A 17,829-nucleotide genomic window follows, 5' to 3' on the forward strand; every position below is an offset into this window, starting at 1 on the left:
GCGAATCGTCGGATGGTCACTTCACGGTGTCACCCCGGCTCCGGCTCCGGTTCGACCAGCAGGCGGGCGTAATTCGCCATCGATCTCTGGTATCGGGGCAGATGGGGCGCGAGCGCGCCGAGTGCGAGCGACAGGCCCTCGCGGTCCCGGCCCAGGCTGGACAGGCACAACGCCAGCGTGGCGCGCACGGCGTCGTCCAACTCGTCGGAGGGAGCGTCGAGTTCGGGCGTGAGAAGCGCCACACCTTCCTCGGGCCGGCCGATGTTGCGCAGGGAGCTGGAGAGCTGGATCTTCGCGCGGCGGCCCCGGTAGCCGGACAGGCCGAGCTTCAGGGCCTCCTGGTACAGCGGCACGGCACGGTCCGAGTGGCCGGTCGAGTCGAAGGCGCTGCCGCGCTCGAACGGGCCGGCCGGGCTGCCGTCCGGCAGCTCGGCGACGAGGTCGTCGATGACGGCGCGGAAGTCGCCCGCGGTGGACTCGTCGTAGCCGTCGATGCCCGCCCATGCCGCGGCCAGGCGCGCTTCCCAGTCTTCGCTGCTCATCGGGTCACCATGGCACGGATGCGCCCACGCGGCACAGGGGTTTCTCCGGGACCCCGCGCCACCCGCGCCCCGCGTCACCCGGCCGTCAGCCGCTGCCGGATCCGCTCCACCGCCTCGTCCGGCACCCCGAGCCCCTCGCGCACGTACCTCTCGAAGTCCCCGTACCGCACCACCACCTCGTCCTGCGCGGCCTGCAGGTACGACGCCCGTACGCCGATCAGCGCGAGTGCGATCTCAGGGTCGCCGCCCTGCGCGGTGAACCCCTCGACGAGCGGCGCGAAGGCCTCCCGTACCGCCGAGTTGACCGACAGGTACTCCGCCTCCAGGGCCGCCTCGTCCGCGCCGAGGAGCGTCAGGACGACCGTCGCGGCCCAGCCGGTGCGGTCCTTGCCCGCGGTGCAGTGGAAGAGCAGCGGACCCGTGTCGGGGTCGGCGAGTTCGGTCAGGAGCGTGCGGTAGGCGGCCTGCGCGGACTTCGTCGAGACGAGGGCGCGGTAGGTGTCGGCGAAGAGCGCCTCGGCGCGCCCGCCGCCGAGCTTCTCGTCGGCGAGCGCCGGGTCGGACAGGACCTGCTTGAGCCGCGCGGCGGCGGGCGCGGCCCCGGTCTGGGCGATCGTGTCGGCGAGCGCGTCAGCGACCAGGACATGGACGCCGTCGGGGACGTGGTCCGGATAGGAGGCGCGCTCGGCGTTCGTGCGGAAGTCCACGATCGTGCGGATGCCGAGCGCGGAGAACTCCGGATCGGCGGCGGGGTCGAGCCGGTCGAGCTGCCCGGACCGCAGGGCGAGGCCCGGGCGTACGGTGCGGCCGCCGGACAGCGGGATCCCGCCGAGGTCACGGAGGTTGGCGACGGTGGTGGAGGGGATCGCGGGCATGGGCGGGACTCCAGAGGTCGCAGCCGTGACCGGATACACGGCTTTTGTCCCGCCCATTCTGGCCCAGCTCCAAGCCCTACCCGAGCTGCCAGCCGTCGAACGCCACAGTGCCGCGCGCCCCGCCGCCCCCGTTCGTCGCCGTCATGAAGAGCCCCACGTCCTGTGTCGCCGCCGCCCCCGGCACCGCCACGGTCGCCACGGTCCGCCAGGTCGCCCCGTCGTCCGTCGAGCACTCACCCGTGTACGAGCCGCCGGACCGCGTCAGCCTCAGAGTCACCGGCGCCTTGATCCCGGTGATGCGCTTGTACGTGTCGAGCGTCCCGTCCCCGTTCGTGTCGTACGACAGCACGACCCCGTTGGACGGCGTCACGGACAGGTTCAGGAACCCTGGGGAGCCGGGCGTCGCCAGGGAGTTGCGGACGATGAGGCCCGCCCGTGCCCACGCGCCCGTGGCGGCCTGCGACGTCACCTTCACCTGTGCCGACGACCCGCCGGCGAACGCACCCTCGCGGTACATCGAGCCGAACTCCGTGGTCCCCTTCCACAGGTCGGCGCCGGCCCCGTCGATCGCATACCGGTCGCCCAACTGCCCGAAGACAGCGGCATTGTTGGTAACGGTCCGCCAGGCGCCGCCGAGCGGCCCGGCCTCGAAGAGCGTGCCCGCGTGGACCGACGTCACCCGGTCCTCGCCCTGCGGCCCGTACCGCACGGAGAGCTCGTACGGCAGGGGACGCAGCGGCCGGTCCAGGGGCGTGCCGGGGGCGCTCGCCTGCCAGCGGACCTTGCCCGTGCCCGCGGGCGCCACGCTCGACAGGGACGTGGGGCCCTCGGGCGCGGCGTCGATGCCCGACAGGGTGAAGTCCACGCGGCCGGTCGCCCGCAGCCCGTTGACGTTGCGGAAAGCGGCCTCCACGCGCGCGTGCCCGCCGGGAGGGAACGCGGCCGGCTGGGCGGTGACGGTCAGCGAGCCCTGGTAGGGCGCCCGCGCGAGCACGTCACGCACGCGCGCGGCCGTCTTGTACGCGTCCCCGATCGGCCGCAGCGGATAGTCCTTGCGCTCCCGGGTCCACGGCTCCTCGAACGCGAACCAGTCGACGGCCGCGGGCGCCGACCCCGTGGCGAGCGCGTCCTCCAGGGCATCCAGCCACTTCTGCCAGCGCGGCACGTAGAAGTCGGACATCAGGCCGTGCCACTCGCGGTTGGCGTACTCGTGCAGGTTCCCCGGGTCGGACGTCGCGCGGTCGCCCCACACCGTGATGAGCACCTTCGCCGTGCGCTCGAACTCGGCGCGCTCGGCGTCGCTCGCCGCGAGCCGCCGCGCGTCGTCGATCCACGGCCCGAGCAGGAACGCCGGATGCGTCCCGGTCACGTCGTCGGACAGCCGCATCAACTTCAGCCACAGCGTCGCCAGGGCCCGGAACGTGTCCCGGTCCTTCCTCGCGTACGCGGCCCGCAGCTGCGGCAGGAACTGCCGCGAGCGGTGCGCGAGCGCCTGCCGCGCCACGTCCACCAGGTCGTACTTGTACGCGGCGGAGCTCCGCAGCCCGCCGGCCACGCCGAGCAGCCCGCTCAGGGCCGCGTCGAAGCGCCCCGGATCGTAGGTGAGGGCGCGGGGCGCGTACTCGGCGGCCCGGTTCGCGGCCAGGTCGGGCCGGGCGCAGAACAGCGAGTCGTGCGCGTCGCTGCGCTCCACCGCGGTGTGCTGGTACGCGGTGTCGTGCAGGGCGCGCCAGGCGGCCCGCGCGTCCGCGTCCTGACCGCCGTAGCGGAAGTCGGCGTACCCGGCGAACCAGGCGGCCCGGTCCACCTTGCGCTCGGTCCACGCCAGTTCGGAGAACAGCTCGAAGGCCGCAGGGTCGCGGTCGGTGCCCTCCGGCATGAAGGCCGTGCCGGTGAGCGCGCTGCCCGCCTTGTCGCGCCACGCGAAGAACTTCTCGTTCCAGATGTGGGCGCGGGCTCCGATGGTGGTCCGCCCGCCGAAGTTCGGGATCGTGCCGAAGGCGTACGGCGTGCCGCCCCAGTCCTTCTCGCGGTCGGTGACGGTCGTGAAGCGGTCGGAGACGCCGTCGACGATCAGCATGCGCTTCTTGTCGATCGCGTCGATGAGCGCGGGCAGCGGGTTGGCCTCCCAGCCGAGAATCACCCACGTGGCTCCAGGGTGCGCCTTCTGGAGGGCCTTCTCCACGCCGCGCGCCGCGTCCGGCACGGGCACGTCACCGGCGGTGCCGCCCTCGTGCAGCAGGTCCATCTTGAAGTGCCCGGCCGCGCCGAACAGGTCCCGCTGATGCCCGTAGAACGAGGCGGCCACGTCGGCGAAGGACCGGGTGCGCGGGTCGAGCCAGTCGGGCCGGTCGAAGCCGTGCCAGGTGCCCTGCGGCACGACGTGCGCGTCGCCGCCGTTGCGTTCCACGAAGCCGTCGGGGACATGCCCGTAGTAACCGGGGAACACGGGCGACATGCCGAGCTCGCGCAGCCTGCCGGTGATCTTCCGGCCCAGCTCCACGCGCTTCGCGATGAGTTCGGACGAGAGCGGTCCGCCGTACCCCGACAGGTTCTGCAGGAGCCACCACGGCTGGTGCGTGGGCGCCGGCAGCCAGGCGCGCGACTCCGCGTCGCTGTACCCGAAGTCCTTCAGGACGCGCTCGTACACGGCCTCGGTGCCCGCGATGACGAGGACCTCGTTGCAGCCGTGCAGCGCGAGGACGTCGATCATCCGCTCCCAGTACGGCCAGTCGGCGTACGGCGCGGTATAGCCGTCGTTCGTGTCGTTGAGCGCGAACCGGTGGGGGAGCGCGGTGGATCTCTCCAGCGGGCGCGGGGGCGCAGGCAGCGTCTTCGGCAGGTCGAGCTGGCTGCCGTTCCACGCGATGTGCGCCCCGCAGACGTACTTGAGATACCAGTGAACTCCCGTGAGCAGCACGGCCGGTGTCGTACCGGACACCGCGATCTTTCCCCGGCTGCCGGTCACCCGGAACCGGTCGCCGCCCTGCGGGGAGAGGAGTTTGAGGCTGAACTGGTCCGCGTGTCCGGGGAGCAGTCTGTTGAGTGCGGAGCGTACGGGAGCCGTATCGAAGGCAGGGCCCTCGGCGGCGTGAGCCGTGACGGGGAACCCCGCGGCGGCTCCCAGGCCGATGGCACCAGCGGTGCCGAGGACGGAACGTCGCGACGGTGCGGTCATAGGTGTGCCCCCTGCGTCGGATGATGCGGCGCACGGTAACCCTGTGACCCCCCTCACTCAACGGTGTGTACGGAGCCGGCGAGTTCGTGTCGCCGCACGGGACGGAAGGAAACGATGGGAATGACGCGACGCATGCGGCCCATATGGGTGACGGGAGCGATGGTCTCGCTGGCGGTCCTGACCGGCTGCGGATCGCACGGCGACACCGTGCCGAAGACCGCGACCGGCAGCCTGGAACAGCTCGCGGCCAGGGCGAAATGCAGGCCCGACATCCAGACGGACGCCGACGAGCTGCGCCAGGCCACCTGCGGCGACGGCGCCGACCGCTACATCCTCGCGACCTTCGCCACCGACCGCGGCCAGGCCGAGTGGCTCGACCAGGCCGACGACTACGGCGGCACGTATCTGGTCGGCCGCCGCTGGATCGCGGTCGGCGACGACAAGGCGGTCACAGCGCTGCGCGGCCGGCTCGGCGGGACCGTGGAGAAGTCCTCCTCGCACCACACGGGGAGTAGCGGTGGTGGGGGTCACGAGGAGGACGGGCACTCCGGGCACTACGGTCACCGCGCGAGCTGACCGCGCAGCAGTCGACGGGGGGTCAGGCCGTCAGGTACAGCGCTGACCCCGGTTGATGCAGCTCGCGACGCGTTGCATCAGGCCGTCGTCGAAGACGTTGATGAAGTCGCCGTGGTCGGTCACGGGCTTGTGCAGCTGCTCGGGGAACGAGTCGACGGCGAAGCCGGGGCCGGGCGGGACGTCGTACACGATGCGCTGCTGCAGCTGCGGGATCGCCTGGAAGCCCTGCGGGCAGGCGCCGCTGTTGGGGTCGGCGAAGGCGACGTGCGTTCGGTGGTTGGCGCTGTCGGTGTTGCGCCCGTCCCAGCAGCTCTGGAACTTGAACGACCGCACGACCTTGCTGCCCTCCGGGCAGATCGGGTACTTGTCCTTCAGCTGGCGGTCCTCGAAGCCGGTGCAGCTCCAGGACGCGTTCGCGTTCGCGTCGCCGTTGGTGAAGGCCTTGGCGTCACCTGTGATGATGCGCAGGAACCGCGGCATGGCGACGACCTTGCCGGCCGGATTTCCGACGAACTTCAGCGTGACCGAGGCAGGGGTCTGGATCTCGCCGACATTCTGGTCCTTGCCGCCGCCGTCGGCCTGCGCGTCGTTCTCGTCCTTTCCGTTCTGGAGGCGCAGAACAGGCCAGTAATAGGTCGACTTGTCACCCTGATTACGACAGCTCGTGTCGCCATTCGCAAGATCGTCGTCACTGGCGAAGGCGTCGTTCGCCTGATTTCCCACGTAGTCGTGCATATGGTGCGCGCCATTGCTCACGCCGGGCGCCACGATGACGTTGTCGGGATTGAACTTGCCGTTCTCGTTCCGCCCGCATTTCGTGGTGAACGTGCCGCGGGAGGCGGCGCGCTGGTTGCGCGGCGTCTTGACGTTGGGCTGGACGGAGTTGATGTCGACGAAGTCGGAGGCGTCGGGGCCGTTGCCGTTCTGCTGACCGCCGTCCCCCTGCTGGCCGTCGCCTTGCCCGTCCCCCTGCTGACCGCCGTCGCCTTGCTGACCGCCGTCCTGCTGGCCTCCGTCCGCGGGGGCGGACGGCGCGGCCGTGCCCGCCGGGGGGCTGCCGTCGGTGCCGGCCGACCTGGCCGTGCAGGCCGCGAGGTCCTTCATGCCCTCGGGCGACGTCCCGCCGGCCCGGCTGATCTCCAGGCTGATCCGGTCGATGAGGGTCGAACGCCGCTCCTTCAACGGCTGCAGAATGCTGTTCTGCACAAAGTTGGGGTCCCGCGCCGCCGCGTCCCGCGAGGCCGCGAGGCGCTGGTACGACTCGGTGATCTGGCTGTCCATCGTGGCCAGTTCGCCGTCGACCTCCGACCGCGCGGCGTCCGGCACGTCGGACAGCCCGTTGCCCACGTCGGGGCAGTCGATCGTGGCGACCTGCTGCTGTTGCTGCTGCGCTCCGTCGCCGCGCTGCGCCGGGTTCTCCTCGTGGGCGGACGCGTAGACGTTCACCGCGACCAGCCCTCCTCCACCCAGGAGCAGTGCGGCCGACGCGACCGTCATGCGCGTCGCGAGTGACGAGCGCCGTTTTCGTGATGTGCGTCCCATGGGGCTACGTACGCAACACGAGGGTCCCTTGTTCAAAGAGAGCGCCGGTGATTTCCCGGCGGATTCTCAACGGCCCTGATCCAGATAGGCGATGACGGCGAGAACGCGCCGGTTGTCGTCGTCCGACACCGGAAGTCCCAGCTTCAGAAAGATATTGGAGGTGTGTTTCGCGATCGCCCGTTCCGTGACGACGAGTTGGCCCGCGATGGCCGCATTCGACCGGCCCTGCGCCATGAGTTCCAGAACCTCCATTTCGCGCGGTGTCAGACCGCCGAGAGGCGCCTGCGCGGCCCGCCGCGAAAGGAGCTGCTTGATCACCTGGGGGTCCATCGCGGTCCCGCCCGCGGCGACCCGGCGCACCGCGTCGATGAACTGGTCCGCGTCGAACACCCGGTCCTTGAGCAGATAGCCGATCCCGCCGGTCCCGTCGGCGAGCAGCTCGCGCGCGTACAGCTGCTCCACGTGCTGTGAGAGGACGAGGACCGGCAGCCCGGGCCGCGCCCGCCGCGCGGCGAGCGCGCACTGCAGCCCCTCGTCCGTGTGCGAGGGCGGCAGCCGTACGTCGACGACGGCGACGTCGGGCTCCAACTCGGCGAGCGCCTTGGTCAGTTCGGGCCCGCTCTCGACGGCCGCGACGACCTCGAAGTCGTACGCCTCCAGCATCCGCACCAGACCGTCGCGGAGCAGGAAGAGATCTTCGGCTAGGACAACGCGCAAGGAATCTCCATCGTCACCATGGTCGGGCCGCCCGCGGGGGAGCTGACGGCGAGGACGCCGTCGAATGTACCGAGCCGGCGCTCGACCCCGCTCAGCCCCGACCCCGCCCCGATGCTCGCGCCGCCCTTCCCGTTGTCGGTGACGGCGATCCGCAGCATGCCCGTCGCCCCGGTGTGGTGCACGTCGACCCAGACGCGGTCGGCCCCCGAGTGCTTGACGGCGTTCGTGAGGACCTCGCTGACGGCGAAGTACGCCGCCGACTCGACGGGCGCCCCGGCGCGGCCCGGCAGGTCCACGTCGACGTCGGTGGTGACGGGCAGCCGCAGCGCGAGCGCCTTCACCGCGTCACCGAGGCCGCGCTCGGCGAGGACCGGCGGATGGATGCCGCGGACCAGGTCACGCAGCTCGGTGAGGGCGTCGGCCGAGGACTTCCGGGCCTGCGCGAGCAGTTCCTTGGCCTTCTGCGGATTCTTCTCGACCAGCGCCTCGATCGTGCCGAGGTCCATGCCCATGGCGACGAGACGGGCCTGCGCACCGTCGTGCAGGTCGCGCTCGATGCGGCGCAGCTCCGCGGCCGAGGTGTCGACCGCGTCGCGCCGCGTCTGCGTCAACACCTCGACGCGGGCGGCCAGTTCGCCCTCGTCCGGGGTGAGGATCGCGCGGGTCAGCTGGAAGTGGGCACGCAGCAGGAGCGGGGCCGTGAAGTAGCCGGCCACGAGGAGCGCGGTGGCGAGGCCGGCCGCCAGGAACGCGGAGCCCTGGCCGCTGATGGGTACGAACCCGTACCACCAGCCGACATGCGTGCCGTCCGTGAAGACGCGCCACAGGCCCGCCGCGAGGGCGTACCCCTCCAGCGGATAGAAGATGACCGCGGCCGGCAGGAGCGCGGTCGCGAACCCGGCCGTCATGTCGACGGGCAGCCACAGCAGGTCCCGCCATGTCGCCGGGTCGCCGAGCATCAGGCGGCAGCGCTCCGCCTGCCCGACGAGCCCGGTCCGCGCATCGGCGGGGAAGGGCCGGTACAGCGCCGGGACGCGGATCCCGTACCACTCGGCGGCGAGGACGCGCCGCCTGTTCGCCCAGGACCTGACCAGGGAGAGCACCGCGGGCGTGGTGAGCACACCGACACCCAGGACGATGAACACGATCGAAAGGACGGACAGGACGAAGAGGGTGAGCGACCCGGCGAACCCCGCCACCGCCAGCACGAGGCCACGCGCCCCTGCCACCAGGGCGCGGTGCGCCCGCCCGCCGTCCGCACCCGACGCGTCCATCCCGCTCTCCGTCCACCGCCCGACCCGTACGCCCCCAGTCTCCCCGGCCGGGGCCGTACGGGGCATGGGGCCGGGCACCCGTCCGGGGGTGTATCTGGCACCACCCCCAGGCACCCCAGGCACCTCAGGCACCCCAGGCACCTCAGGCTTCAGGCCTCCAGGACCTTGGCCTCCGTCGCCGGGTCGAGGCCGAGGGCCGGCCGGTCCGGGCGCTGCGGGGCCGTCCCGCCGATGGACTCCAGCCAGGCCCAGGTGTCGGCGACGGTCTCCTCGACGGGCCGGCACCGAAGCCCCGCCGCGACCGCCTTCGCCACGTCGGCGCTGTGCAGCGCGGCATGCATGTCACCGCCCGGCGGCACCCACACCGGCAGCTGCATCCACGGCTCGATCCCGGCCGCGGTGATCACCTCGGGAGCGGTCCAGCGCAGGTCGGCGTCACCCCCGGTGACCCGGACGCAGGCGTCGAGCAGCCCTCCCATGGTGGTGTGCCCGGAGGGGCTGATCAGGGTGTACGGGCCGCTCAGTCCGGCCTGCGCCGCGTCGAGGACCCAGGTGGCGAGGTCGCGCACGTCGATGTACTGGAGCGGCAGTTCGCGGGGGCCGGGGGCGAGTACGGGGCCGCCCCGCGCCATCCGGGCCAGCCACCACGGGAGCCGGCCGATGTTCTCGTACGGCCCGAGGATCAGACCGCACCGCACCAGCAGGGAGCGGTCCGCGCCGAACGCGTCGACCGCCGCGAGCTCGCCGCCCCGCTTGTCCCGCGCGTAGTCCGTCTGCTCCGCGTCGGGCGAGGCACCGGCGACGACCGGGGCGTCCTCGGTGTAGCCGGGCGGGGGCGCCCACTCGTACACGGACGAGCTCGACACGTATACGTAGCGGCCCGCACGCCCCGCGAGCAGCCGGGCGGAGTCGCGGACCACGCGGGGCGCCGCGGCCCAGGTGTCGACGACGACGTCCCACTCGCCCTCGCTCTGCGCGAGCGCGGCGAGCCCGCCGTCCGCGGTGCGGTCCCCGTGCAGGGACCGCACCCCTTCGGGCGCCGCGTGCCGCCCGCGATGGAACACCGTCACGTCCCAGGACCGGGCGACCGCGGCTTCCACCACGGCGCGCCCCACGAATTCCGAACCACCCAGCACCAGAAGTCTCATGCCGGTGACTCTGCCCGCTCGCGGCGCGTCAGGGAATCGGTTTCTGCCCGTGGGAGAACGATTCGGCCTGGGGTGGCCGGAGGAGGCCTGGGGAGGCCGGAGGACGGCACCTACCCCGCCCGTCGGTCACGGCCCGTCGGTCACCGCGTCGCCGGCGGGGCGTACTTGTACCCCACCCGCCGCACCGTCTGGATCACCTGACGGTGCTCGGCCCCGAGCTTGCGCCGCAGCCGCGCGACATGGACGTCGACCGTCCGTCCGTCGCCCACGTGCCCGTAGCCCCACACCGTGGTCACGAGCTGGTCGCGGGTGTGCACCCGGTGCGGATGCGCGACGAGGTGCGCGAGCAGCTCGAACTCCAGGTACGTCAGGTCGAGTTGGCGCCCGTCGACCCACGCGGTGCGCTGCCCGCCGTCGATGCTGACGAGGGCGTCGGCGTCGGCGTTGGTGCCGGTGCCGGTGCCGGTGCCGGTGCTGATGCCGCTGTTCTGCGACGCGGCTTCGGGCCGAGGACCGGGCTCGTCGGGCACCGGGAGTAGCGGCTGCTGGTCCGCGGGTACGAGCACCAGGTAGCCGATCATCGGCGGCCGGCCGGGGAGCGTGGGCAGGGTGTGCGGGGGAGCGGGCAGCCAGGTCGCGCCCGGCGGCAGGAAGTCCGCGACATCGTTCCCCAAGCTCTCAACTGCGTTCGAGCGGGGGAGGCCCCAATCCTCGTCCCGGTCGACGGCGCGCAGACGGTGGCGGCCGGAGACGGCGGGGGAGGGGGCGGCGGTCACGGAGGAAGCGGTGGAGAAGGAACGGGTGTTCGCCATGAGTGGTCAACTCTTTCGCGCGAGGAGTCATCGAGATCGTCGAGAACTGCGAGGCCGCAGAAGGACCTACGTCGTGCGCGCGGGCCGAACGCCGGGGTGAGTCGGCTTTAGAGGGCCTGCGCGTTCTCCGCGCGGCAACACACCCGGTCGAAGTCATGGTGCTGACGGGAAGGCCAGAAGGGCTCGAGGTCGTGGCGACCCGTCGCGGTGTTCTGGAAGCTGGCCATGGCTCCATTGAAGCAGACGGGCTCGCGGGGCAGGACCCCCCTCTCACCGGTCGGACGGCACCTTGGCGTGAACTTGACGTTCTGGGCCGCTCTCCGGGCAGGCAGCGCGAAGGGCGCCCACCGGACCGGTGGGCGCCCTTCGGGAAGCAGGTGCCGCGGATCAGACCTGACCGGCCTTCTCCAGAGCGGTGCAGCAGGTGTCGACGATGAGCCGCGTCACGACGTACGGGTCGACGTTCGCGTTCGGACGGCGGTCCTCGATGTAGCCCTTGCCGTCCTTCTCGACCTGCCACGGGATGCGGACCGAGGCGCCGCGGTCGGAGACGCCGTAGCTGTACTCGTTCCACGGGGCGGTCTCGTGCAGACCCGTCAGACGGTCGTCGATGCCCGCGCCGTAGTTCTTGACGTGGTCCATCGGCTTCGAGCCCTCGCCGAGCGACTCGCACGCGGTGATGATCGCCTCGTACCCCTCGCGCATCGCCTTCGTGGAGAAGTTGGTGTGCGCGCCCGCGCCGTTCCAGTCGCCCTTGACCGGCTTCGGGTCGAGGGTCGCGGAGATGTTGAAGTCCTCGGCGGTGCGGTACAGCAGCCAACGGGCCACCCACAGCTGGTCGGAGACCTCGAGCGGGGCGAGCGGGCCGACCTGGAACTCCCACTGGCCGGGCATGACCTCGGCGTTGATGCCGGAGATCCCGAGACCCGCCTTGAGGCAGTTGTCCAGGTGCGCCTCGACGACGTCACGGCCGAAGATCTCGTCCGCGCCGACGCCGCAGTAGTAGCCGCCCTGCGCGGCCGGGAAGCCGCCCACGGGGAAGCCGAGCGGGCGCTCGCCCTCGAAGAACGTGTACTCCTGCTCGATACCGAAGATCGACTCCTGCGCGGCGAACTGCTCCGCGACCTCGGCGAGCGCGGCACGCGTGTTGGACTCGTGCGGCGTCATGTCGATGTTCAGGACCTCGCACAGGACGAGGATGTCGTCGCCGCCGCGGATCGGGTCCGGGTAGGAGGCGACGGGGCGAAGCACACGGTCGGAGGCGTGACCCTTGGCCTGGCTGGTGCTCGAACCGTCGAAACCCCAGATCGGCAGCTCTTCGAGCGCCGGCGCGGAACCCGCGATTATCTTCGTCTTCGAACGGAGCTTGGCCGTCGGCTGGGTGCCGTCGATCCAGATGTACTCAGCCTTGAACGTCACGGGGCCACATCCTTCGGGTGGGTCTGTACGGCGCAGTCATGTGCGGGTGCGGCGCCTCGGTGTGCTGCTCCGCAGACTGTCAACAGGCGATTTCCCGTCCGTTGCCCGTATGTGAACCCCGTGTTACCCGGGCCCTTTGTGGCTGGAGTCACGTTTCGCCGGACGGCCCCGGCCCGCGCACGTCATGGGGGCACGCGCGCGGGCCGGGGCCGTAGGCCTGTGGCGTCAGCCCACCTTCTCTATACGTGCGTTGCGGATGAGGAATTTGCCCGGTTCGCGAACCTGCTCGAACGCCGAGTTGTTCAGCAGGACACAGCTCCCGGAGACGGAGGTGACCTCGACGGACGTGGACTTGCCGTTGTCCAGGTTGGTGACCTTGAGCTTCGTCCCGGCCGGAAACTGCCCGCTGGACGCGGCGGGCGCGCCGCCCTCACCGGACAGCGTGACGGTCGAACCGGCACAGACCTGCTCACCGGCGCCGTCCCCTCCGGCGCCACCGGCGGCGTCAGCGGGATCGGGCTCGGGCTCGGCAGTGACGGTGTCCGGCGGTGCGGCCGTCACGGTCTCCATGCCGCCGGCCGCGTCATCGGCTCCGCCCCCGGCCTGCGCCCCGGCTCCGGCCGCGTCATCAGCACCGGCCCCGGCCCCGGCCTGCGCCCCGGCTCCGTCCCCGGCCTCGCAGCCGGACGCCGCCTCCTTGCGCCGGATCTCGGCGATGACCGCTTCCCGGTTGGCGATGCGGGCCTCGGACTGCGCGTCCGGGGCGGCCCGCTGTCCGTCGATGAACTTCTGGTTGTTGGCGATCGCGGTCTCCAGGCCCTGGCAGACCTGGGCGTTCTGCGCGACCGGCGCCGCATTGCCCGTACTCGCGAGCGCGAACGCCGCGCCTCCGGCGACGAGGGCCGCGCTCACCGCGAGTGCGGCCTTCTTCCGGGGGCCCATCCTTCTCCTGCGGGACATGTCCGCCTCCTGTCGTCGTTACGAACGTCGGTGCGCGCACCGTTACGTACGGGTAACTGGAGGGCGGAACTCAACTGACCCAAGGGGAGCTCAAGTAACCTACGTCACAGGCAAGTTGGGCCCATGGGGTGAGCCCGTCGCGGCTCAGTGGCGTCCGAGCGCGTCCCGGACCGCGTCCTCGCTGCGCGCCACCACGGCCGTACCGTCCTCCGCCGTGATGATCGGCCGCTGGATGAGCTTCGGGTGCGCGGAGAGCGCCGCGATCCACCGGTCGCGCGAACCCGCTTCCCGCGCCCAGTCCTTCAGGCCGAGCTCCTTCGCGTCGGCCTCCTGCGTCCGCGTGATGTCCCACGGCTCGAGCCCGAGCCGCTCCAGAACGGCGCGGATGTCGTCCTCGGACGGCACGTCCTCCAGGTAGCGCCGCACCGTGTAGTCGGCGCCTTCCGCGTCGAGCAGGGAGAGCGCGCTGCGGCACTTCGAACAGGCGGGGTTGATCCAGATTTCCATGGGGTCAAAGGTACGGGAAAGGCCTTGTGGCCAGCGGCTATTGTCAGTGCCCGGCAGTAGAATTGAAGCAGTGTTCGAGGGAGCGTCCGGGGCCGCGGAGGGCCTCGGAAGGTCTCCCTCCCGCGACAGGAGGATGTCTGTGCCCGCTGCCGCACCGATGCTGATCGACCTGCCCGGCAAGCCACTCGACAAGAAGGCCCTGCCCGCGGGACGGCCGCGTGACTGGTACATCACGCACAACCGCCGCCTCAAGGCCATGCGCCTCGCGATCGCCCTGCTCGACTCGGGCGTCTACCTTCCGAACCAGGCCCACAACCGGACGATACGGAGCACGGCGGAGCGCGTCGGTATCCATCCGCCGTCGGACGTCACCTGCCACATGGTGCGCGCGCTGATGCGCTACAGCCGCTGACGGCCAGGTGCACCGCCCGCCCGTGTGTCCCTCAACGGGCGGGCGGTGCACGGCAGTTCACTCACTTCTTCGCTGGATCCGGTCCCGCCAGCTCCTTCTCCAGAGGCGTGCGGAAGCGGGGAGTGACCCTCGCCTCGCCCACCCACTCCTGGAGCCGCGCGGCCTCCGCCTCGACGGCGGCCGCGGCGTCCCGGCCCACGTCCGCGAGCAGCCGCCACCGGACGACGCCGTCCTTGCCCTGAGCCCATCCGCCGGCGATCCGCCCGTCCCACCACACGGTGGGCCCGATGTTGCCCGCCCCGTCGAAGAGCGGCGCCCGCAGCTCCGGCGGCAGATACCAGTCGCGCTGCTGCCAGCCCATCGCACTCGGGTCGAGCCCGGGGAGCAGGGCCGCCCACGGCTCCGCGTCGGCGGTCACCGGCTCGACGGCGTCGGGGAGCACGAACCCGGCCCCCTCGTCCAGCTCCACCTCGACGGCCCCGACGGCCGTGAGCGCCCTGCGTACGTCGGTGACCTTCCATCCCGTCCACCACTTCAGATCGGCCTCCGTGGCCGGACCGCACGAGCCGAGCCAGTGCCGAAGGAGTTCCGACTGGGCCTCGGCCGCGGGGAGTTCGGGATGCGCGGGCGTGAGCGCCCACCTGAACTGGCTGGACGTCCACGACCCGCGGGGCCGCCCGCGCACGACGCGCCCCTCCATGCCGAGCACCCGCAGCAGCCGCGTCGAGATCGACTGCCACGCCTCGTACTTCTTGCCCGGCGCGTACAGCAGCTGCGTACGCAACCGGGGCTCGTCCTGGGCGAGTTCGGCCGCGGTCGCCTCACCGCGCGCCCCGATCGCCGCCAGAGTGCCCGCCTCGACGTCCGCGAGCCACGCCGCGTCGTGCTCGCTGCCCGCCTCCAGATGCCTGACGAAGGAGGCGCGCTCCCGCGCGGCGACCGCCACACCCGTCGACGCGTGCACCACGGCCGTGAGCGCGGCGGGGAACACGAACACCGTGTGCCGCATGCCGTGCATCCGCACCAGGGAGCGGTCCGTATACAGGGCGCGCTCGACATCGGCGACGGTCTTCGAGGGGTCTCTGAGGCGCGCGCCCACCGCCAGGTACACGGTGGCCGGGTCCGTGCCGTGCAGCGCCACGAGCGACCCGGCGACCTCCTCGGCGGACCCCGCCCGCGCGGCGGGCGCGAGCCGCTGCCCGGCCGCGAGCCTGGCCCGCCGCTCCGGCGCCCCGATGTGCCGCCGCCCACCACTCACGAGGTCCTCCCAGGACTGTTCGCCGACCGTGCCCCCCATCCTGCCTGGGCCCGGGAGCGCATTCACCTGTTTGCCGTACCCGGCATGCCGCCCGGGCCCCGGCCGCCTTGACTGAGGTGACGGGTGAGCGGAACTGGCAGCGGGAGGCGTGATGTCGGGACGTGGCATACGGGGAGCGGCAGCCGGACTGCTCGTGGCGGCGGTGCTGCTCGTGGCGGCCGGGTGCTCGGACAGCGACACCAGCCCTTCCGACGCGGTGTCCAAGGCCGCGTCCGCCGCGTCGTCCGCGGCGTCCCGGGGCGGTGACGTCGTCGCCTCGGCCACGGCGAAGGCCCAGGAAGAACTGGACCGCATCAAGGGCGGCGTGAACGCCAAGGGCGACATCGCGCTGGGCGACGTGACGAAGGACGGCGACCGGCTGACGGTCCCCGTCACCGCCACCAACAGCTCCGGATCCCAGGCCTCGTACGCGGTACAGGTCAACTTCCGCGACAGCAGCGGCAATCTTCTCGACACGGTCGTGGTCACGGTCGACGACGTGGACAAGGGCAAGTCCAAGAAGGCGACGGCCCGCAGCAACCGCAACCTCACCGGCGACGTGAAAGCGGACGTCGGCCGAGCGCTGCGGCACTAGCCGTGACCGGCTCCGCAGGCCACGCGGACGGTGCGGCATGACCACTCCCCAGGCCAGGGCCGCCCTGGGCAGGGCGGCCCGCAAGCGCGCCTCACGCTCCTCGCACGGTGCGTGGATCCCCGCCGCCGACCGCGCCGACCCCGTCGTCGTACTGGAACGGCAGGCGGCCGACCGCGTCGCGGAACTGCTGCCCATCCGGTACGGACGGATGGCGGCCTCCCCGTTCGCGTTCCTGCGCGGCGCCGCCGCCGTCATGACCGGCGACCTGGCCACCCAGCGCGCCACCGGCCTCACGGTCCAACTCTGCGGCGACGCCCACCTGTTGAACTTCGGCCTCTTCGCGTCCCCGGAACGGTCCCTGCTCTTCGACGTCACCGACTTCGACGAGACCAGCCCGGGCCCCTTCGAATGGGACGTGAAACGGCTGGCCGCGAGCGTGGCCGTCGCAGCCCGCGACAACGGGCACACCGACGCCCAGGCCGTCAGATCGGCCCGCGCCGCCGCGGCCGCGTACCGCACGACGATGCGCCGGCTCGCCGGGATGGGCGAACTCGCCGTCTGGTACGAGCACATCGACGCGCACCAGCTGCTGCCCCTCATCCGCTCCGGCCGCAACCGCCGCCGCGTCCAGGCGACCCTCGCCCACGCCACCCGCCGCACCAGCCTCCACGCGCTCGGCAAACTCACCGAGGTCGTCGACGGGCGCCGCCGCATCATCAACGACCCGCCGCTCCTCGAACCGGCGAGCACCCCCGACACGGCCACGGTGCGCAAACTGTTCGGCGACTACCGCTCCACCCTCGCCGAGGAACGCCGCCGCCTCCTCGACCGCTACCACTTCGTCGATGCCGCCCGCAAGGTCGTCGGCGTCGGCAGCGTCGGCACCCGCTGCTTCATCGTGCTGCTCGAAGGGCGCGACGCCGACGACCCCCTGTTCCTCCAGATCAAGGAGGCCACCCGGTCCGTCATAGAGGAACACCTGCCGCACGGCCCCTACGTCCACCCGGGCCACCGCATCGTCGCCGGCCAGCGCCTGCTCCAGGCCACCGGTGACATCTTCCTGGGCTGGATGACCGGCCCCCAGGGCCGCGCCTTCTACTGGCGCCAGCTGCGCGACATGAAGGGCTCCGCCGACGTCGGCGGCATGGGCCCGGACGAACTGCGCTTCTACGCCGAACTGTGCGGCAACACCCTGGCCCGCGCCCACGCCCGCTCCGGCGACCGCATCGCCATCTCCGGCTACCTCGGCCGCGCCGACACCTTCGACCACGCCGTGGCCGACTTCGCGCTGCGCTACACCGACCAGAACGCCACCGACCACACGGCCCTGCGCAGGGCGGCGTCGGAGGGCCTGATCACGGTGGCACCGGGCGTCTGAGAACGCCGGTACGGCCGCTCCCGGACGGGAACGGCCGCACCCCACAGGACCGTACGGATGTCTCAGGCCCCCTGCGGGGCCTCCTGCGCTGCCGCGCCACCCCGGGCCGCTTCCAGGGCCGCCCGCAGATGCTCCTCCTCCTCGTTGCTCAGCGAGGTCTGGACGAGCTGACCGCCGAACGTCGCGATCTCGGGGATGACCTTGTCCGGGGAGGCCTGCTTCACCAGGACGAACAGCGCGGCGGCGCCGGGCTGCAGGTTCTGGCTCAGGTCCTTCATGAAGTCGTCGTTGATGCCGGTGTCGGTCGCGGCACCCCCGGCGGCCCCGGCCGCGGCACCGACGGCCGCACCGAGCAGCGGCACGAGGAAGAGCAGCCCGATGACACCGCCCCACAACGCCCCGCCCGCTGCACCCGTCGCCGTGTAGTTCACGGCCTGATGCAGCTTGATCTTCCCGTCCTCGCGCCGCTCGACGACCACGATGTCCTCGAGCTCGACGAGGTGCTGCTTGGACAGCTCGAGCATTTTCTCGCGCACCTGATTGGCCGTGGCGAGGTCGTTGTAGGCGACGACGAACAGATTGCTCATACGGCACTCC

The 17,829-nt window shown here is 71.8% G+C and carries 18 protein-coding genes; 4 read left to right on the forward strand and 14 right to left on the reverse strand.

The window, feature by feature from the left end; translation table 11 throughout:
* Positions 1 to 29 precede the first annotated feature (29 nt).
* From OHA58_RS26025 to OHA58_RS26035, 3 genes are all read right to left on the reverse strand, one after another.
* A complete protein-coding gene (locus OHA58_RS26025) occupies positions 30 to 542 on the reverse strand; it encodes a tetratricopeptide repeat protein (protein ID WP_405481737.1) in 513 nt (170 codons plus the stop codon).
* 74 nt (positions 543 to 616) lie between these two features.
* On the reverse strand, positions 617 to 1,417 hold the full coding sequence (locus tag OHA58_RS26030) for a tyrosine-protein phosphatase (protein ID WP_405481738.1): 801 nt from the start codon (positions 1,415 to 1,417) through the stop codon (positions 617 to 619).
* Between the two features lie 76 nt (positions 1,418 to 1,493).
* Complete coding sequence (locus tag OHA58_RS26035; RefSeq protein WP_405481739.1) at positions 1,494 to 4,595, reverse strand: alpha-N-acetylglucosaminidase; 3,102 nt, start codon at positions 4,593 to 4,595, stop codon at positions 1,494 to 1,496.
* Positions 4,596 to 4,709: 114 nt separating this feature from the next.
* On the opposite strand from OHA58_RS26035, the gene OHA58_RS26040 reads away from it, so the two are divergent.
* A complete protein-coding gene (locus OHA58_RS26040; protein WP_405481741.1) occupies positions 4,710 to 5,171 on the forward strand; it encodes a hypothetical protein in 462 nt (153 codons plus the stop codon).
* Positions 5,172 to 5,201: 30 nt separating this feature from the next.
* On the opposite strand, the gene OHA58_RS26045 is transcribed toward OHA58_RS26040, so the two are convergent.
* The 9 genes from OHA58_RS26045 to OHA58_RS26085 form a co-directional block, all read right to left on the reverse strand.
* Positions 5,202 to 6,713, reverse strand: coding sequence for a DUF1996 domain-containing protein (locus OHA58_RS26045; RefSeq protein ID WP_405481742.1), 1,512 nt, complete (start codon positions 6,711 to 6,713; stop codon positions 5,202 to 5,204).
* A gap of 66 nt (positions 6,714 to 6,779) precedes the next feature.
* Entirely contained in the window at positions 6,780 to 7,430 is a 651-nt protein-coding gene (locus OHA58_RS26050) for a LuxR C-terminal-related transcriptional regulator (protein ID WP_405481743.1), read from the reverse strand.
* Entirely contained in the window at positions 7,415 to 8,704 is a 1,290-nt protein-coding gene (locus tag OHA58_RS26055; protein WP_405481745.1) for a sensor histidine kinase, read from the reverse strand. Before OHA58_RS26055 ends, OHA58_RS26050 begins: the two co-directional genes overlap by 16 nt.
* Before the next feature lie 149 nt (positions 8,705 to 8,853).
* On the reverse strand, positions 8,854 to 9,852 hold the full coding sequence (locus OHA58_RS26060; RefSeq protein ID WP_405481747.1) for an NAD-dependent epimerase/dehydratase family protein: 999 nt from the start codon (positions 9,850 to 9,852) through the stop codon (positions 8,854 to 8,856).
* A 140-nt stretch (positions 9,853 to 9,992) separates the two neighbouring features.
* A complete protein-coding gene (locus tag OHA58_RS26065) occupies positions 9,993 to 10,664 on the reverse strand; it encodes a winged helix-turn-helix domain-containing protein (RefSeq protein ID WP_405481748.1) in 672 nt (223 codons plus the stop codon).
* Between the two features lie 107 nt (positions 10,665 to 10,771).
* Entirely contained in the window at positions 10,772 to 10,996 is a 225-nt protein-coding gene (locus OHA58_RS26070) for a hypothetical protein (protein ID WP_405485190.1), read from the reverse strand.
* 55 nt (positions 10,997 to 11,051) lie between these two features.
* Positions 11,052 to 12,083: a glutamine synthetase gene (gene glnII / locus OHA58_RS26075; protein ID WP_405481750.1), complete on the reverse strand. Its 1,032-nt coding sequence runs from the start codon at positions 12,081 to 12,083 to the stop codon at positions 11,052 to 11,054.
* Positions 12,084 to 12,308: 225 nt separating this feature from the next.
* Positions 12,309 to 13,043 (reverse strand): hypothetical protein, encoded by a 735-nt coding sequence (locus OHA58_RS26080; protein ID WP_405481751.1) that lies wholly within the window; start codon positions 13,041 to 13,043, stop codon positions 12,309 to 12,311.
* Between the two features lie 144 nt (positions 13,044 to 13,187).
* On the reverse strand, positions 13,188 to 13,550 hold the full coding sequence (locus OHA58_RS26085; RefSeq protein WP_405481752.1) for an arsenate reductase family protein: 363 nt from the start codon (positions 13,548 to 13,550) through the stop codon (positions 13,188 to 13,190).
* 133 nt (positions 13,551 to 13,683) lie between these two features.
* Here OHA58_RS26085 and OHA58_RS26090 point away from each other — a divergent pair, with 133 nt between their 5' ends.
* Positions 13,684 to 13,962: a hypothetical protein gene (locus tag OHA58_RS26090; RefSeq protein ID WP_405481753.1), complete on the forward strand. Its 279-nt coding sequence runs from the start codon at positions 13,684 to 13,686 to the stop codon at positions 13,960 to 13,962.
* Positions 13,963 to 14,023: 61 nt separating this feature from the next.
* Here the strand turns inward: OHA58_RS26090 and OHA58_RS26095 are convergent, their stop codons facing one another.
* Entirely contained in the window at positions 14,024 to 15,220 is a 1,197-nt protein-coding gene (locus OHA58_RS26095; protein WP_405481755.1) for a winged helix DNA-binding domain-containing protein, read from the reverse strand.
* A gap of 151 nt (positions 15,221 to 15,371) precedes the next feature.
* On the opposite strand from OHA58_RS26095, the gene OHA58_RS26100 reads away from it, so the two are divergent.
* Positions 15,372 to 15,854 (forward strand): hypothetical protein, encoded by a 483-nt coding sequence (locus OHA58_RS26100; protein WP_405481756.1) that lies wholly within the window; start codon positions 15,372 to 15,374, stop codon positions 15,852 to 15,854.
* A gap of 37 nt (positions 15,855 to 15,891) precedes the next feature.
* The gene (locus tag OHA58_RS26105; RefSeq protein ID WP_405481757.1) at positions 15,892 to 17,232 is read left to right on the forward strand and encodes a DUF2252 domain-containing protein; all 1,341 of its coding nucleotides are present in this window, start codon (positions 15,892 to 15,894) and stop codon (positions 17,230 to 17,232) included.
* A gap of 62 nt (positions 17,233 to 17,294) precedes the next feature.
* Here OHA58_RS26105 and OHA58_RS26110 read toward each other — a convergent pair whose 3' ends face one another.
* Positions 17,295 to 17,819 (reverse strand): DUF1269 domain-containing protein, encoded by a 525-nt coding sequence (locus tag OHA58_RS26110; protein ID WP_405481758.1) that lies wholly within the window; start codon positions 17,817 to 17,819, stop codon positions 17,295 to 17,297.
* Positions 17,820 to 17,829 lie beyond the last annotated feature (10 nt).

The sequence above is a fragment of the Streptomyces sp. NBC_00009 genome (genome assembly GCF_045040855.1).
GTDB lineage: Bacteria > Actinomycetota > Actinomycetes > Streptomycetales > Streptomycetaceae > Streptomyces > Streptomyces aureus.

Coding starts and splice junctions, on each gene's coding strand:
- OHA58_RS26025 (WP_405481737.1), bottom strand. CDS start 542: ATGAGCAGCGAAGACTGGGAAGCGCGCCTGGCCGCGGCATGGGCGGGC.
- OHA58_RS26030 (WP_405481738.1), bottom strand. CDS start 1,417: ATGCCCGCGATCCCCTCCACCACCGTCGCCAACCTCCGTGACCTCGGC.
- OHA58_RS26035 (WP_405481739.1), bottom strand. CDS start 4,595: ATGACCGCACCGTCGCGACGTTCCGTCCTCGGCACCGCTGGTGCCATC.
- OHA58_RS26040 (WP_405481741.1), top strand. CDS start 4,710: ATGGGAATGACGCGACGCATGCGGCCCATATGGGTGACGGGAGCGATG.
- OHA58_RS26045 (WP_405481742.1), bottom strand. CDS start 6,713: ATGGGACGCACATCACGAAAACGGCGCTCGTCACTCGCGACGCGCATG.
- OHA58_RS26055 (WP_405481745.1), bottom strand. CDS start 8,704: ATGGACGCGTCGGGTGCGGACGGCGGGCGGGCGCACCGCGCCCTGGTG.
- OHA58_RS26060 (WP_405481747.1), bottom strand. CDS start 9,852: ATGAGACTTCTGGTGCTGGGTGGTTCGGAATTCGTGGGGCGCGCCGTG.
- OHA58_RS26065 (WP_405481748.1), bottom strand. CDS start 10,664: ATGGCGAACACCCGTTCCTTCTCCACCGCTTCCTCCGTGACCGCCGCC.
- OHA58_RS26080 (WP_405481751.1), bottom strand. CDS start 13,043: ATGTCCCGCAGGAGAAGGATGGGCCCCCGGAAGAAGGCCGCACTCGCG.
- OHA58_RS26085 (WP_405481752.1), bottom strand. CDS start 13,550: ATGGAAATCTGGATCAACCCCGCCTGTTCGAAGTGCCGCAGCGCGCTC.
- OHA58_RS26090 (WP_405481753.1), top strand. CDS start 13,684: ATGTCTGTGCCCGCTGCCGCACCGATGCTGATCGACCTGCCCGGCAAG.
- OHA58_RS26100 (WP_405481756.1), top strand. CDS start 15,372: ATGTCGGGACGTGGCATACGGGGAGCGGCAGCCGGACTGCTCGTGGCG.
- OHA58_RS26105 (WP_405481757.1), top strand. CDS start 15,892: ATGACCACTCCCCAGGCCAGGGCCGCCCTGGGCAGGGCGGCCCGCAAG.
- OHA58_RS26110 (WP_405481758.1), bottom strand. CDS start 17,819: ATGAGCAATCTGTTCGTCGTCGCCTACAACGACCTCGCCACGGCCAAT.